Below are 13,562 nucleotides of genomic sequence, written 5' to 3'. Positions count from 1 at the left end.
GAAAAAGAAAATATGAGAATAAATAAGTATATAGCAAGTGCAGGTGTAGCCTCAAGAAGGAAGGCCGAGACACTGATTTTAGATGGTAGGATAAGGGTTAATGGCCAGATTGTTTATGATTTGGGGCACCAGGTCGATGAAAAAAATGATTTAGTAGAATTCGATGGTAAAAAAATAAGTTTGGAAAATGAAAAACTGATATACATAATTTTAAATAAACCAGAGGGTTATATTACTTCATCAAAAGATCAGTTTGGTAGAAAGGATGTTATGGAATTAGTTTCCGACATAAAAGAGAGAATTTACCCAGTTGGAAGGTTAGACTATGAAACTAGTGGCCTCCTGCTTATGACTAATGATGGTGACTTGACTTACAAAATTACTCATCCAAAACATGAATTTGATAAAACATATATAGCTTCTGTAAAGGGAATACCTACTGATGAGGAGTTAAAGAGGTTTGAAAATGGTCTAGAAATAGAAGACTATATAACGTCTAAGGCCAAGATAAGTGTTCTGAAAACTGACCACAAAAAAAACTATTCAGTATGCAAGGTGAGTATTCATGAAGGTAGAAATCGCCAAGTAAGAAAGATGTTCTACGCTATAGACCATCCTGTAATGAATTTAAAGAGGGTAGCAATGGGTAATATAAATATTAATAATGTCGAAATAGGTAAGTATAGACACCTAACTGATAGGGAAGTGGCCTATCTAAAGAAGGCTACCAAGAAAAGTGACTATTAAGACTTATAAAAGTTTTGACTTTATTGAAAATTATAGATTATTACTGTATAATTAAAGTTAGTAAATTATACAAATTTGTCTCGAGGTGTATTTTATGAAATTTAATTCAAATTATAAGAACAAAAAAAAAGAAATTAACATTAGTATGATTAATGACGATGGTCAAAATGAGAGTGATGCTGAGCAATTAAACAATCTTATGTATATAATGAAGACTAGATATAAGACAATGAGTAAGGGGCAGAAGTTGTTGGCTCAGTATACTATAAATAATTATCCTAAGGTTGCATTTATGACAGCTTCAAAGCTAGGCGAAACTGTTGGGGTAAGTGAATCTACAGTTGTTAGGTTTGCAACCGCTCTAGGATTTTCTGGATATCCAAAGTTCCAAGATGCCCTACAAGAACTTATTAAGACAAAGCTGACTACAGTTGAGAGGGTTGAAATGACTGATGCTGATTATCTATCTGACAGCATGATTCTTAATAATGTATTTAAAAATGACATAGATAACATAAAAGACACGATGGAGTATCTCGACCAAGCGTCCTATGAAGAGGCTGTTGAGACTATTTTTAATGCAAAGAAGGTTTATATAATGGGCTTGAGAAGCTCCATTTTTGTTGCCAAGTATTTGGCTTATTACTTGAATTACATATTAGATGATGTAATTATTATAAGGATGGATATGGGTGAACCATACGAACAGATGACCAAGATTGGTGAGGGAGATGTTTTTATACCAATTAGTTTTCCGAGATATTCTAGGAAGACCTACCAGGTCGTAAACTTTGCCAAGGAAAGAGGAGCCAAGGTAGTTGCAATCACTGATAGTGTTAATGCTCCTATATCAAAGGTATCTGATATTGTTGTGACAGTTAGAAACAACATGGTATCATTTATAGATTCACTAGTGCCAGCCTTTAGTGTAGCTAATGCTATTGTTATTGGTATAGCCATGAGAGAAAAGGATGATGTTAAGTCCTACCTGAAGGAACTGGAAGATATTTGGGAAAAATATGGAATTTATGAATAGAAAAGACAATTAATATAAGTAATTCAATAACCTAATAGAAATATTAGGTTATTATTTTATGCAGAATATACAAGTAATTTGGAGGTTAAAATGAACACATATTATTTAGTTAGACATGGTCAAACAATATGGAATACTCAGGGGAGGACTCAAGGCCATGGAAATTCTCCCCTAACTGACTTGGGCCTAGCCCAGGCTAAAAATTTAGCTAAATATTTAAAAGAGTATCCTATAGATATGATATATTGCAGTGACCTTGGTAGGGCCGTTGAAACTGCAGAAATAATAGCTAATGAACTAGGTTTGGATTTAAAACCTACACCAGCCCTAAGAGAGATGGGCTTTGGTGAGTGGGAGGGTATGCCCATACCAAAGATAAAGGAAAAATACCCAGACTTATTATATTTATGGAGAAATGAGCCAGACAAGGCCGATATACCTGGAGGGGAGACTCTTCATATAGTTAAGGAGAGGGAAGACAGGCTAATAGATGAACTAAACGAAAAATACCAGAACAAGCATATCCTATTGGTATCTCATTCAGTGACTGTAAGAGTCATGCTATTAAGCTTTTTGGATGCACCTCTTAGCAATCTCTATAGGATAAAGCAGGACAACACAGCTCTTAATATAGTAGAATTTAGAGAATATGGTCCTGTTGTAATGAAGATGAACGATATTACTCATTTAAATTCAGGTGAATTCCTGGATTTAAATCAAATACAGAGTCCGCTAGAGTAGCTATAGATAAAATGCATTAATATTATAATGAAATGAGAAGATAATGAGAAAAGACTATGATTTAATTGTTGTTGGCGGAGGACCAGCAGGTATTATGGCAGCTCTCACTGTACGTAGATTTAATAGTGATTTAGAAATTGCCCTCGTGGAAGCTGGACAATCTCTTGGTCAAAAACTTAGGATGACTGGTGGTGGAAGGTGCAATTTTACCAATAATAGACCTATAGAAGAATTTTTCGATATGGTTGTCAATAATAAGAAGTTTTTGTATTCATCCCTTTATAGTTTTACAAACGAAGATTTGAAAAATCTAATAAGAAAGTGGGGGCTAGACTATAGCATAGAGGAAGACAACGACCAAAAAGTATACTTGAAATCAGGAAAGACACAGGATTTTATAAGGGTCTTGGAAGAAAAGTTGATAGATGCTGGTATAGATATTTACTATGGTAGTAGGGTGGAAGATTTTGACCTTGATGAAGAAAAAAAATCAGTGGTATTTTCAGACCACTTATTGACTTCAAAGCAGGTATTATTTGCTATAGGAGGCAAGAGTTACCCCAAGACTGGCTCAGATGGCAAGTTGTACGGGTTTTTAGGAGATAAGGGTTATGATATTGTAAGTCCTAGACCTGGTCTAGTTCCTATCGACATAAGGGAAACTTGGACCAGACCATTGGCAGGTATATCCCTTCATAATGTACTAGTATGGACTAGGGATAGAAAGAAGAATATAGAAATTTTTGGCGATATAATATTCACTCATAAGGGGTTAGGCGGACCAGCCATACTAAAGATGTCTTCATATATAAATAAAAATCCTATAGATAAAGAAATATTTATAGATTTTTTACCTCATATATCAAGAGATGAACTATATAGGCAGGTCCAGTCTGATGGTAAGAAGAGCTTGACGTCTAACCTAAAGGGTATATTGCCAAATAACTTTATAAAACTTTTGCTTGAAGATGTGAGTTTTGAGCTAGGAGTTGACCTAGTAGGACAGGCAAGTGCTAATATTAAAAAGCAGAATATAGATTTTTTATTGGATAGGATAAAACAGTCTAAGTTCACTGTCAAAAATATAGGAAGCATGGAAACTGCAACAGTAACAGCAGGTGGCATAAGTACCAAACAGATAAATCCTAGTAGTATGGAGTCAAGGATTCATCAGGGTGTCTATTTTGCAGGAGAAATGATAGATGTCGATGCTCTGACAGGTGGATTTAACCTTCAGATAGCCTTTTCTACAGGTTACATGGCGGGTATGGCTATATGTGAGAATGCAAGAGCTAAGTCAAAGTAAAGGTTGTATATATATACTTTAATTATAAAATAGGTTTAAAAGAAAGCAGGAGGCTAATATGGAAAATTTAGTAATTGCTATTGATGGACCAGCAGGTGCTGGTAAGAGTACAATTTCAAAATTGATTGCTAAGAATTTGGGTATTAATTATATAGACACTGGTGCCATGTATAGGGCTATTACATACAAGTGTCTGGAAGCAGGTATTGATATTGCTGATATTCAAAGTGTTATTGATATATGTCAGTCTACAGATGTTGACTTTGTAGATAACTGTATATATTTAGATGGTACTTGTCTAAATGATGAAATTAGGAGCCTGGAGGTTAGTTCTAATGTGTCTAACGTGGCTAAAATACCTCAGGTCAGAGAATTTTTACTTCAAAAGCAGAGGGAAATTGGCAAGAGGTCAGATGTCATATTGGACGGTAGGGATGTTGGCACTCATATATTCCCAGATACAAGATATAAGTTTTTCTTGAATGCTTCGGCTGAGGAAAGAGGCAGGAGAAGGTACCAGGAATTGATAGACAAGGGACAAGACCTTGTTTTGGCAGATATAGTTGAAGATATAAAGAAGAGAGATTACATAGACTCTACAAGAGAAGTTGCCCCCCTAGTCAAAGCTGATGATGCTATAGAAGTAGATTCTACTTCTATGTCAATTCAAGAGGTGGTAAAGTATATAACTGATATGGTAAGAAGGATTGGTGAATGATGAGATTTTACAATTTTATGTGTTCTATATTGAGGTTCCTGCTAGCGATTTTTTATAGGATAGAGATTATTGGACAAGAAAATATACCTGATGAAGGCAAGTATATCATAATAGCCAACCACAAACACTATTTTGACCCACTTTTTATGATGGGGGCTGTGAAAAATAGGAGGATAATACCAGTGGCCAAGCAGGAGATATTCAAGGTTCCTGTATTTAGAGCTATATTAAACAAGTTAGAAGTAATACCTATAAATAGGGCCAATCCGAGTATATCAACTGTCAAGGCCATACTAAGGCAGATAAAGGACGGTAGGGTACTAGGGATATTTCCCGAAGGAACTAGGTGTCAAGACTTAAATACCTTCTTACCTGCCAAGCCAGGTGTTGCCCTATTTTCGATCAAGTCTAAATCAGATATAATACCTATGAGTATAATAACAAATTACAGAATTTTTTCTAAGGTAAAGGTAATAATTGGCCAACCAATAGATATGTCTGAGTATTATAACAGCAAGGTGGCCAAAACAGAATATCCTAAGATTTCCCAGGATGTTTTTGATAAGGTTGTTGAAAATTTCAACAAGAACAAGGAGGGAATCAAATTAATATAAGATAGTTGGTGATAATAAGTGAAAAATATTTTGATTGCTGAGAATGCCGGTTTTTGTTTCGGTGTCAAAAGGGCAATGAATATGGCTTGGAATGAGTTGGACAAGACTGACAATGTCTCTATATATGCTCTGGGTCCATTGATACATAACAGTCAGGCGGTGGCCAAGTATGAAGAAAGAGGTATGGTAACTGTTGCTACCATTGAAGATATAGAGAAAATTGAAGCTGACAAGTCTATATCAGGCAAGCCTATAAACAATAGTAAGGAAATGATAATTAGGTCCCATGGTGTATCAAAGACGGTATACGATGAGGCCAAAGAAAAAAATATACCAATAATAGACACAACGTGTCCTTTTGTAAGAAAGATACATTATTTGGCCAATAAGTGCTATGAAGATGGCAAACAGTTGATAGTTATTGGTGACAAGAATCATCCGGAAATCATAGGAATTAATGGGTGGTCAAGTCATTCAGCCATCATAGCAAAGAATTTGGAAGAAATAAAGAATATAAGTTTTGAGTCTAATAAAGAATATTTTATAGTAGCCCAGACTACCATGAATGAAAAGGAGTTTGATGCCATTATAAGCCATATTAGGTCCTTGAATATTAGGGTTGAGGTGGAAAATACTATTTGCTCTGCCACTAGGGTAAGACAGGAGTCAGCACGAGACCTAGCCCAAAGGGTAGAACTAATGATAGTTATAGGTGGTAGACATAGCTCCAACACTCAAAAGCTAGTAAAGATTTGTCAGGATACTGTCGATACATTTTCTATTGAGACTAAAGATGATCTGGATAAAGACCTTCTCAGCAAGTACAACACAATAGGTATAACTGCTGGAGCGTCTACACCAGATTGGATTATAGATGATGTGATTGGTTTTTTAAGTGAATTGTAGGTGATATATATGAATGATAATAATAAAAGACCGAACTTAAATTTCATATGGTTTTATGCTGTATTGCTTGGTGTCATATTGTTGTTCAATACAATTTTGATACCGAACGTAGAGAAAAACAGGGTAACCCAAGTAGGTTATGGTACTTTTGTCCAGATGTTGGAAAAAAAGGAAGTTGACAGCGTAACAATACTAGACAAGAAGATTAAGTTTACACCTAAGAAAGACCTTAAAAAGGTCTATGTGACTGGGGCTATAGACGATCCAGACCTAGTGAAGACCTTGAATGCTTCTGGAGCTAAGTATTCTAAGGAAATACCAATAGAAAATTCTCCTATACTAAACTTTATACTTTCTTGGGTCCTACCTTTCTTTATTTTCTGGCTATTAGGAAGATACCTATTAAAGGGTATGGGAAAAAGAATGGGTGGATCAGGAGGCCTGATGTCATTTGGCAAGAGTAACGCCAAATTATATGTCAAAACTACTGGTGTCAGCTTTGACGATGTAGCTGGTCAGGATGAGGCCAAGGAAGCGCTGACTGAGATAGTGGACTTCCTTCACGACCCTGGCAAGTATACTGAGATAGGTGCCAAGATGCCAAAGGGAGCTCTGCTAGTGGGTCCTCCAGGTACAGGTAAGACCCTATTAGCCCAGGCTGTTGCAGGTGAGGCAGGAGTGCCTTTCTTCTCTATATCTGGATCTGAGTTTGTAGAGATGTTCGTTGGTATGGGTGCATCTAGGGTCAGGGATCTTTTCAAGCAGGCTAAGGAAAAGGCACCGTGTATAGTTTTTATAGATGAAATAGATGCCATAGGAAAGAGGAGAGATTCTAATTTTGGTGGCAATGACGAAAGAGAACAGACCCTAAACCAGCTCTTGAGTGAGATGGACGGTTTTGAAAATGGTATAGGTATAGTGATACTAGCTGCGACAAATAGGCCTGAATCACTGGACAAGGCCCTACTTAGACCAGGTAGGTTTGACAGGAGGGTTCCTGTTGAACTACCGGACCTAAAGGGTAGAGAGGCTATACTAAGGGTTCACACAAAGGGTGTACATATAGATGACCATATTGACTACAATCAGGTAGCCAGGGCTACTTCAGGTGCATCTGGTGCTGAGTTAGCCAATATAGTAAATGAAGCAGCTCTTAGGGCTGTTAGGTTGGGCAGGAAGAAGGTTATACAGGAAGACCTTGAGGAATCAGTCGAGACCGTTATAGCAGGTTACCAGAGAAAGGGAGCTGTTATAAATGAAAGAGAAAAGAAGATAATAGCCTACCATGAGGTTGGACACGCCTTGGTTGCCGCTATGGGCAAGCACTCTGCTCCAGTCCACAAGATAACCATTATACCAAGAACTTCCGGAGCTTTGGGATATACAATGCAGGTGGATGAGGAAGAAAAGGTCTTGATGTCCAAGGACGAGGCCCTTGACAAGATAACTACCTACACAGGAGGTCGTGCTGCTGAAGAGGTAATATTCAATACCAAGACATCAGGTGCATCTAATGATATTGAGATGGCCACTAGGTTTGCCAGATCTATGGTAACTAGATTTGGTATGGATGACGATTTTGGTATGGTGGCCCTAGAGACTGTCAACAATGCCTATTTGGGAGGAGACACATCCCTAGCTTGTTCACCAGAGACTTCTACAAATATAGATAAGGCTGTAATAAAAATAATAAATGACTGTCATCAGAGGGCTATTGACATCTTGAATGAAAACATAGACAAGTTACATGAAATAGCAGAATACTTGTTGGCTCATGAAACTATTACTGGTGAAGAGTTTATGGATATACTTGATAATAATTACATTATAACTAAGAAGGCTGACTTTATTGAAGCTAGCCAGCAGTTGGAATCTGCTATCAAGGCAGATATAGAAAATAATTAAGGAGTTAATGTGCATGAAAGCTTTTAAGAGAGAATTAAAATTTGAGTCCTATACCAAGCCTGTTGAGAGGGACGACCTAATAGAAAAGAATTTAGAATACTACAAGCCCATCTTTGAATCCTTTGACAAGGGTGGAGATAAAAAGGTATTTAATCTACATTCTATGATATTTGCACCCTACTGGTATATATACCGCAAAATGGTCATACAGGGGTCTTTAATAATAGGCTTACAAGTCCTACTAGCTATGTTGGCATCTGTATTTAGACAGCCACTGTGGATAGGTATCTTTGTCCTATCATTTGGCCTATATGTGCGTGCAGGGTTTTATGGAGTACATGACTACTACAAGCATATAAATAAGTTAAAGAAGCAGGGTGATGAGGTTGATGTCAAGTTTAGACATAAGTTTATGACTGACAAGTCCGGAGTAGACGGCTATATCACGGGATGCTGGGTAGGAGGAACAATTTTCTTATACGCAGTAGGCGTATTCTTATAGCTTTTGATGGTATCAACTGATATAAAATAATACAAGTACAAAAAAGCAGGTTAGATTTCCAAATAGGATTTCTACCTGCTTTTTTCTAGTATACTCTAAATACACCTGTTACAGTACCCATTACCTTGACTTGGTCTGGCTCAAAGACCATTGGCTCATAGGCTGAGTTTTCCGGTTTTAGTAGGACTTTGCCATCTTTTTTTTCCAATGTTTTAACAGTAGCGCTCTCTCCATTTATTAGTGCTACGACTATTTTTCCATTGTCTGACCTAGTGTCAGATGCATCCACTATTATATAGTCCTTGTCTATTATTCCAACTTCGACCATACTGTCACCCTTAATTCTCAGCATAAAACAATCCTTACCTTTGATATAGGCTGATGGTAGACCTATATAGTCTTCGATATTTTCTTGGGCTAAAATAGGGCTACCAGCTGCAATGCTACCTACAAGAGGCAGGTTGACTATCTCAGGGTTAAAGTCGAACACATTTGAATCATCCGTTTTGTCCAATATTTCGATGGCCCTGGGCTTGCTGGCATCTTTCCTAATATATTTGTTCTTTTCAAGTGTGTTCAAGACTGCAAAAACAGTCGAAGTGGACTTGATGTTTAAGCTTTTACAGATTTCACGTACTGAAGGTGGGTATCCCTTGTCGTTGATGTAGGATTTTAAAAAGTTCAGTACGGAGAGCTCTTTTTCGTTTAAATTTTCGTACATGGGCATTCCTCCTATACTAAGAGTATAACATGTTTAGAACGTATGTTCAAGAATACCATTTATATAATTTACTAAAATAGTTCTAGCCTGATTATTGAAAATATAAATAGCTGGTCATCCACCATAGAGTAGCTTAGTCTTTTCTCTTCTTGCCTAGAGGGGTGTCTTCATCCAACCAGTTGAAGTTTTCAACTATGTCTCTCTTTAGGTTCTTCCTGTGGGCAGCATATAGCTGGGTTGTAGTCACATTGTCATGGTCCATAAGGTTTTGGACATCATAGATAGAAAAACCTGTCTCTATCAGGGAGGTAGCAGCTGTAGCCCTTAGCTTGTGGGGACTATACCCCTTATCCCTAGAGGTTTTCATGGCAATAGAGGTATATTTTTTAACGAGGTCCCTAATTGACCTGGCCGTCATCCTTTTTTTCTGTAGCGATAGGAAGAGGGCATCTTTGTATTCGTCTGCAAGGTCATCTGACTTGGGTCTTTCAAAACTTATATAGTCTTTTACAACCCTTTCACAGGCTTCGTTTATAGGCATTAGGACTTCCTTGCCCCTCTTCCTATAGATCATGAATTCTCCCCTAGAAAAGTTGAAGGAGGATATATTTAGCTCTCTCAACTCGTTAAGTCTTAGGCCGTATGTGATAAACAAGACTAGTATGGCCTTGTCACGCAATTTAGTCTTTAGCCAGTAGTCCTTTTCCCTATCTGTTAGACCCTGTCCACTCTCTACAGCATCTAGCATATTGGCAACCTCATCTATTTCCAACCTTTTAATAGCATCTGGTTGGGGCTTTGGCAATTTAATTGGATTAAAACTACCAGTGATATCGTCCTTTAGCTGTTCATTCCTATATAGAAACTTAAAGAGGGTAGATATTGATGATTTCTTTCTGGCGAGTGACTTGTTATTGTTTTCGTAGAGAACCTTGTCTGAATTTACTTCCTTATAGTAGCGGTTGCAGTAGTCCCCCAGGAATATATTTACATCTCTGGCAGATATCTCAGCAAAGTCATCCAGGCTAATCTCAGCAAGGCTTTTTGCACTTGTATATAGGCCGGACTCGATAAGGTAGCTACAAAAGAATTTTATGTCATTTAGGTAGGCCCTCCTAGTAGTTACAGCTACGGCCCCTCTTAGGTATATAAAATAATCCCTCATAAAAGTTGGTAGCTGTGATTCTAGAGCCATGCATTCATCTATTATATTGCTATCACGTATGACAATATTGTCTGGTCTAGAGGATTTATTATTAATTTTTTTAGCCATTTAAATCACCTTTCCTTACATTGTGAGAAATTTTCAGAATTTATAAAAATTACTGGACAAATCATCTTCTATAATATACTATTATAACATATCATTTTTTAGGGGTTAAGCTATAAAGTGAAATTGTAAATTGACCAATAAGATGTGATAAAATAAATACACTATTAGGAGGAAAAATTTATGCTAAGATTCGAAAATGACTATTTAGAAGGCTGCCTACCAGGCATACTTGACAGACTTGTAGAAACAAACATGGAGCAGACGGTCGGCTATAGGTTAGATGAATACTGTCAGAGTGCAACAGAAAAAATAAGACAAGCATGCAAGTGTCAAGACTTGGATGTACATTATTTTGTGGGCGGGACACAGACTAATTTGACAGTTTTATCTTCAATTATGAGACCTCATGAGGCTGTTGTATCCCCAGTATTAGGGCACGTAAATATACATGAGTGTGGAGCAATTGAAGGGGTCGGGCATAAAGTAATTACAGTATCTAATGGTGATGAGGTTTTGGACAATGAGGCTAAGCTATATCCAGCGAGTCTTGAAAAATACTTATCTGGATTTTTTGGACACTGGGACTGGCATAGGGCCCAGCCAGGAGCCGTCTATATTTCCCATCCTACAGAGAGGGGAGTCCTATATAGTAGGGAAGAGTTAATAGAGATAAAGTCTATATGTGACAGGTTCAATTTACCCCTATTTGTTGACGGAGCAAGATTATCTTATGCACTTGCATCAAAAGAAAATGATATCAGCCTGGAGGATTTAGCCGAGTACACTGACGTATTTTTCATAGGTGGAACAAAGTGTGGAGCTATGTTTGGTGAGGCGGTTTGCTTTACAAATGATAGATATAACAAGGGCTTTGCCTGCCTTTCAAAAAGTAAGGGAGCAATAATGGCTAAGGGTAGACTCTTGGGACTACAATTTGAGTACCTATTTACAGATGACAACTATGTCAAGTACAGTAGGGATGCATATGGCTATGCAATGGAAATTAAAGAAGCATTTTTGAGTAAAAATATAAGCTTTCTTTCAAATTCCTATACAAACCAGCAGTTCCCTATATTGACTAAAGACCAGCAAAAAATATTCGATGATAGGGGAATTAGCTATACAACTGAATCTTATGAGGAAGATAATTCAAATGGTCTAAGATTTTGTACAAGTTGGGCTTCTAGGAGAGAAGATATAGACTATTTGCTAGATACTATCGCAAGCCTTTAGTAAACTACAAAAAACGGAAAATATTTAAAAAAATCTAATTAAATATAACAAACATTGAAATAAGTTGATTTTTTATATTACTTAATATAGTAAGCTTTTATAAGTAAATTTTACAGTCCTGGTATATTTTATGTTTACCAGGACTCTTTTTATCTAATTTAATTATTGATATGAAATATCGATTCAAAAACTTGCATATTGACAAAAAAGTAAATAACGTTTATATTATTATTAAAGAAAGATTTAGTTTATAAATTGCAAAATATCTCTATGAGTGATTTTGAGGGTATAAAATTATAGCTGATATAAGTATAGTATATCTATAAAAACCCTATAAAACTAACATATATAGAGCTTTTAAATATATGAAATAAAGTTATACATATCTGCAATTAAAGAATAAATGAAATACTTATTTTAAATAATTCAAAGAAGGTGTTTTTTATGTGTGTTATTAAAGGTTTAGACAATTACGTTGCGAATAAGAAGGACTTGTGTGATAAGAATGATAGTATAGACAGGAGCCTCTTTGCCAAGTATGGAGTAAAGAGGGGACTAAGAGACGAGAAGGGGCAGGGTGTCCTAACAGGTCTGACTAATATATCCCATCTTGGGGGTAGTAAGATGGTTGATGGTGTCAAAGAGCCTACAGAGGGTTTCCTTTTGTACAGGGGCTATGACATAGTAGACCTTGTTCAGGGAGCTATAGGCAAAAGATTTATATTCGAAGAGGCTGCATACCTACTGCTATTCGGACAACTACCAAATAGCCAGGAGCTTGATGAGTTCAAGTCTATAATAGCCAATGCCATGTCATTTCCACCAAGCTTTACAAGGGATGTAATTATGAAGGCAGCTACACCTGATATCATGAATTCTATGACTAGGAGTATATTGACACTTTCTTCTTATGATGACGAGGTCAACAATCTTGATATAGAAAACGTTTTGAGACAGTGTATAATGTTGATTTCTACCTTCCCAATGATGGCAGTCTATGGTTATCATGCCTATAACCATTATGAAAATGACAAGTCTATGTATATACATAGGCCCGACAAGAACCTTTCATTGGCAGAGAATTTGTTGAGGATGTTGAGACCGAATGCAGAGTTTTCACCACTTGAAGCCAAGGTATTGGATATAGCCTTGATGTTACATATGGAGCATGGTGGAGGTAACAACTCTACATTTACAACTAGGGTAGTTACATCTAGTGGATCTGACACATATTCAGCTATAGCTGCTGCTATGTCATCACTAAAGGGTAAGAAGCACGGTGGTGCAAACCTAATGGTAATTAATATGATGGACGATATAAAGGACCACATATCAGACTATGGTAATGAGACAGAGATAGAGGCCTACCTAAGAAAGATACTAAACAAGGAAGCCTTTGATAAGAAGGGCTTGATATATGGAATGGGTCATGCAGTATATACAGTATCTGACCCTAGAGAGGTAGTATTTAAGAAGTTTGTAGAGATGCTTGCCAAGGAGACCCACCACTGCAAGGATATGGAACTATATAATAATATAGAAAAGATAGCGCCTAGGTTGATACAGGAGCATAGAAATACCCTAAAGCCTGTTAGCCCTAACGTAGACTTCTACAGCGGTTTTGTATATGATATGCTAGACATACCTAGAGAACTGTTTACACCTTTATTTGCAGTTGCCAGGATAGTTGGCTGGTCTGCCCACAGGATAGAGGAGTTGGTATCAGCTGACAAGATTATAAGACCTGCCTATAAGAGCTTGGTGGTAGCCAAGGACTACAAGTCTAGAGACCAAAGATAATAATTTTAAATAAAAAAGGTTCTATAATATATAGCGTTGATGGTAACAAAAATGCTTTCA

General features: G+C 36.9%; 13 protein-coding genes. 11 read left to right on the top strand and 2 right to left on the bottom strand.

From position 1 onward, the window contains the following. Positions 1–12 precede the first annotated feature (12 nt). The 9 genes from HMPREF1639_RS05075 (at position 13) to HMPREF1639_RS05035 (ending at position 8,475) form a co-directional block, all read left to right on the top strand. Positions 13–747 carry a pseudouridine synthase gene (locus HMPREF1639_RS05075; RefSeq protein WP_036764072.1) on the top strand — a complete coding sequence of 245 codons (735 nt, stop codon included), beginning with the start codon at positions 13–15 and terminating at the stop codon, positions 745–747. A gap of 145 nt (positions 748–892) precedes the next feature. Next, positions 893–1,783, top strand: coding sequence for a MurR/RpiR family transcriptional regulator (locus HMPREF1639_RS05070; protein WP_036764112.1), 891 nt, complete (start codon positions 893–895; stop codon positions 1,781–1,783). 90 nt (positions 1,784–1,873) lie between these two features. Next, on the top strand, positions 1,874–2,524 hold the full coding sequence (locus HMPREF1639_RS05065) for a histidine phosphatase family protein (protein WP_036764070.1): 651 nt from the start codon (positions 1,874–1,876) through the stop codon (positions 2,522–2,524). 43 nt (positions 2,525–2,567) lie between these two features. Then, entirely contained in the window at positions 2,568–3,830 is a 1,263-nt protein-coding gene (locus tag HMPREF1639_RS05060; protein WP_036764068.1) for an NAD(P)/FAD-dependent oxidoreductase, read from the top strand. A gap of 58 nt (positions 3,831–3,888) precedes the next feature. Beyond that, positions 3,889–4,548, top strand: coding sequence for a (d)CMP kinase (cmk, locus tag HMPREF1639_RS05055; RefSeq protein WP_036764067.1), 660 nt, complete (start codon positions 3,889–3,891; stop codon positions 4,546–4,548). Further along, positions 4,545–5,162 (top strand): lysophospholipid acyltransferase family protein, encoded by a 618-nt coding sequence (locus HMPREF1639_RS05050; RefSeq protein ID WP_242847284.1) that lies wholly within the window; start codon positions 4,545–4,547, stop codon positions 5,160–5,162. The genes cmk and HMPREF1639_RS05050 overlap by 4 nt, the downstream gene beginning before the upstream one ends. A gap of 18 nt (positions 5,163–5,180) precedes the next feature. Beyond that, positions 5,181–6,068 (top strand): 4-hydroxy-3-methylbut-2-enyl diphosphate reductase, encoded by an 888-nt coding sequence (ispH, locus tag HMPREF1639_RS05045; protein WP_036764065.1) that lies wholly within the window; start codon positions 5,181–5,183, stop codon positions 6,066–6,068. A 9-nt stretch (positions 6,069–6,077) separates the two neighbouring features. Next, on the top strand, positions 6,078–7,973 hold the full coding sequence (ftsH, locus tag HMPREF1639_RS05040; RefSeq protein WP_036764063.1) for an ATP-dependent zinc metalloprotease FtsH: 1,896 nt from the start codon (positions 6,078–6,080) through the stop codon (positions 7,971–7,973). A gap of 13 nt (positions 7,974–7,986) precedes the next feature. Beyond that, positions 7,987–8,475, top strand: a complete 489-nt coding sequence (locus HMPREF1639_RS05035; RefSeq protein WP_036764061.1) for a hypothetical protein — start codon at positions 7,987–7,989, stop codon at positions 8,473–8,475. Between the two features lie 85 nt (positions 8,476–8,560). Here the strand turns inward: HMPREF1639_RS05035 and lexA are convergent, their stop codons facing one another. Both lexA and HMPREF1639_RS05025 read right to left on the bottom strand, forming a co-directional pair. Continuing rightward, entirely contained in the window at positions 8,561–9,196 is a 636-nt protein-coding gene (gene lexA, locus HMPREF1639_RS05030; protein WP_036764059.1) for a transcriptional repressor LexA, read from the bottom strand. A gap of 133 nt (positions 9,197–9,329) precedes the next feature. After that, a complete protein-coding gene (locus tag HMPREF1639_RS05025) occupies positions 9,330–10,469 on the bottom strand; it encodes a tyrosine-type recombinase/integrase (protein WP_036764057.1) in 1,140 nt (379 codons plus the stop codon). Positions 10,470–10,649: 180 nt separating this feature from the next. On the opposite strand from HMPREF1639_RS05025, the gene HMPREF1639_RS05020 reads away from it, so the two are divergent. Together HMPREF1639_RS05020 and HMPREF1639_RS05015 are read left to right on the top strand one after the other, a co-directional pair. After that, positions 10,650–11,702: a threonine aldolase family protein gene (locus tag HMPREF1639_RS05020; RefSeq protein ID WP_036764055.1), complete on the top strand. Its 1,053-nt coding sequence runs from the start codon at positions 10,650–10,652 to the stop codon at positions 11,700–11,702. A 444-nt stretch (positions 11,703–12,146) separates the two neighbouring features. Beyond that, on the top strand, positions 12,147–13,502 hold the full coding sequence (locus HMPREF1639_RS05015) for a citrate/2-methylcitrate synthase (RefSeq protein ID WP_036764053.1): 1,356 nt from the start codon (positions 12,147–12,149) through the stop codon (positions 13,500–13,502). The last annotated feature ends 60 nt before the right edge of the window (positions 13,503–13,562 follow it).

The organism is Peptostreptococcus sp. MV1 (genome assembly GCF_000758885.1).
Classification (GTDB): Bacteria; Bacillota; Clostridia; order Peptostreptococcales; family Peptostreptococcaceae; genus Peptostreptococcus.
This window is presented reverse-complemented; position numbering and strand designations above follow the sequence as displayed.

Coding starts and splice junctions, on each gene's coding strand:
- HMPREF1639_RS05020 (WP_036764055.1), top strand. CDS start 10,650: ATGCTAAGATTCGAAAATGACTATTTAGAAGGCTGCCTACCAGGCATA.
- HMPREF1639_RS05070 (WP_036764112.1), top strand. CDS start 893: ATGATTAATGACGATGGTCAAAATGAGAGTGATGCTGAGCAATTAAAC.
- lexA (WP_036764059.1), bottom strand. CDS start 9,196: ATGTACGAAAATTTAAACGAAAAAGAGCTCTCCGTACTGAACTTTTTA.
- HMPREF1639_RS05050 (WP_242847284.1), top strand. CDS start 4,545: ATGATGAGATTTTACAATTTTATGTGTTCTATATTGAGGTTCCTGCTA.
- HMPREF1639_RS05075 (WP_036764072.1), top strand. CDS start 13: ATGAGAATAAATAAGTATATAGCAAGTGCAGGTGTAGCCTCAAGAAGG.
- ftsH (WP_036764063.1), top strand. CDS start 6,078: ATGAATGATAATAATAAAAGACCGAACTTAAATTTCATATGGTTTTAT.
- HMPREF1639_RS05065 (WP_036764070.1), top strand. CDS start 1,874: ATGAACACATATTATTTAGTTAGACATGGTCAAACAATATGGAATACT.
- HMPREF1639_RS05035 (WP_036764061.1), top strand. CDS start 7,987: ATGAAAGCTTTTAAGAGAGAATTAAAATTTGAGTCCTATACCAAGCCT.
- HMPREF1639_RS05015 (WP_036764053.1), top strand. CDS start 12,147: ATGTGTGTTATTAAAGGTTTAGACAATTACGTTGCGAATAAGAAGGAC.
- cmk (WP_036764067.1), top strand. CDS start 3,889: ATGGAAAATTTAGTAATTGCTATTGATGGACCAGCAGGTGCTGGTAAG.
- HMPREF1639_RS05025 (WP_036764057.1), bottom strand. CDS start 10,469: ATGGCTAAAAAAATTAATAATAAATCCTCTAGACCAGACAATATTGTC.
- HMPREF1639_RS05060 (WP_036764068.1), top strand. CDS start 2,568: ATGAGAAAAGACTATGATTTAATTGTTGTTGGCGGAGGACCAGCAGGT.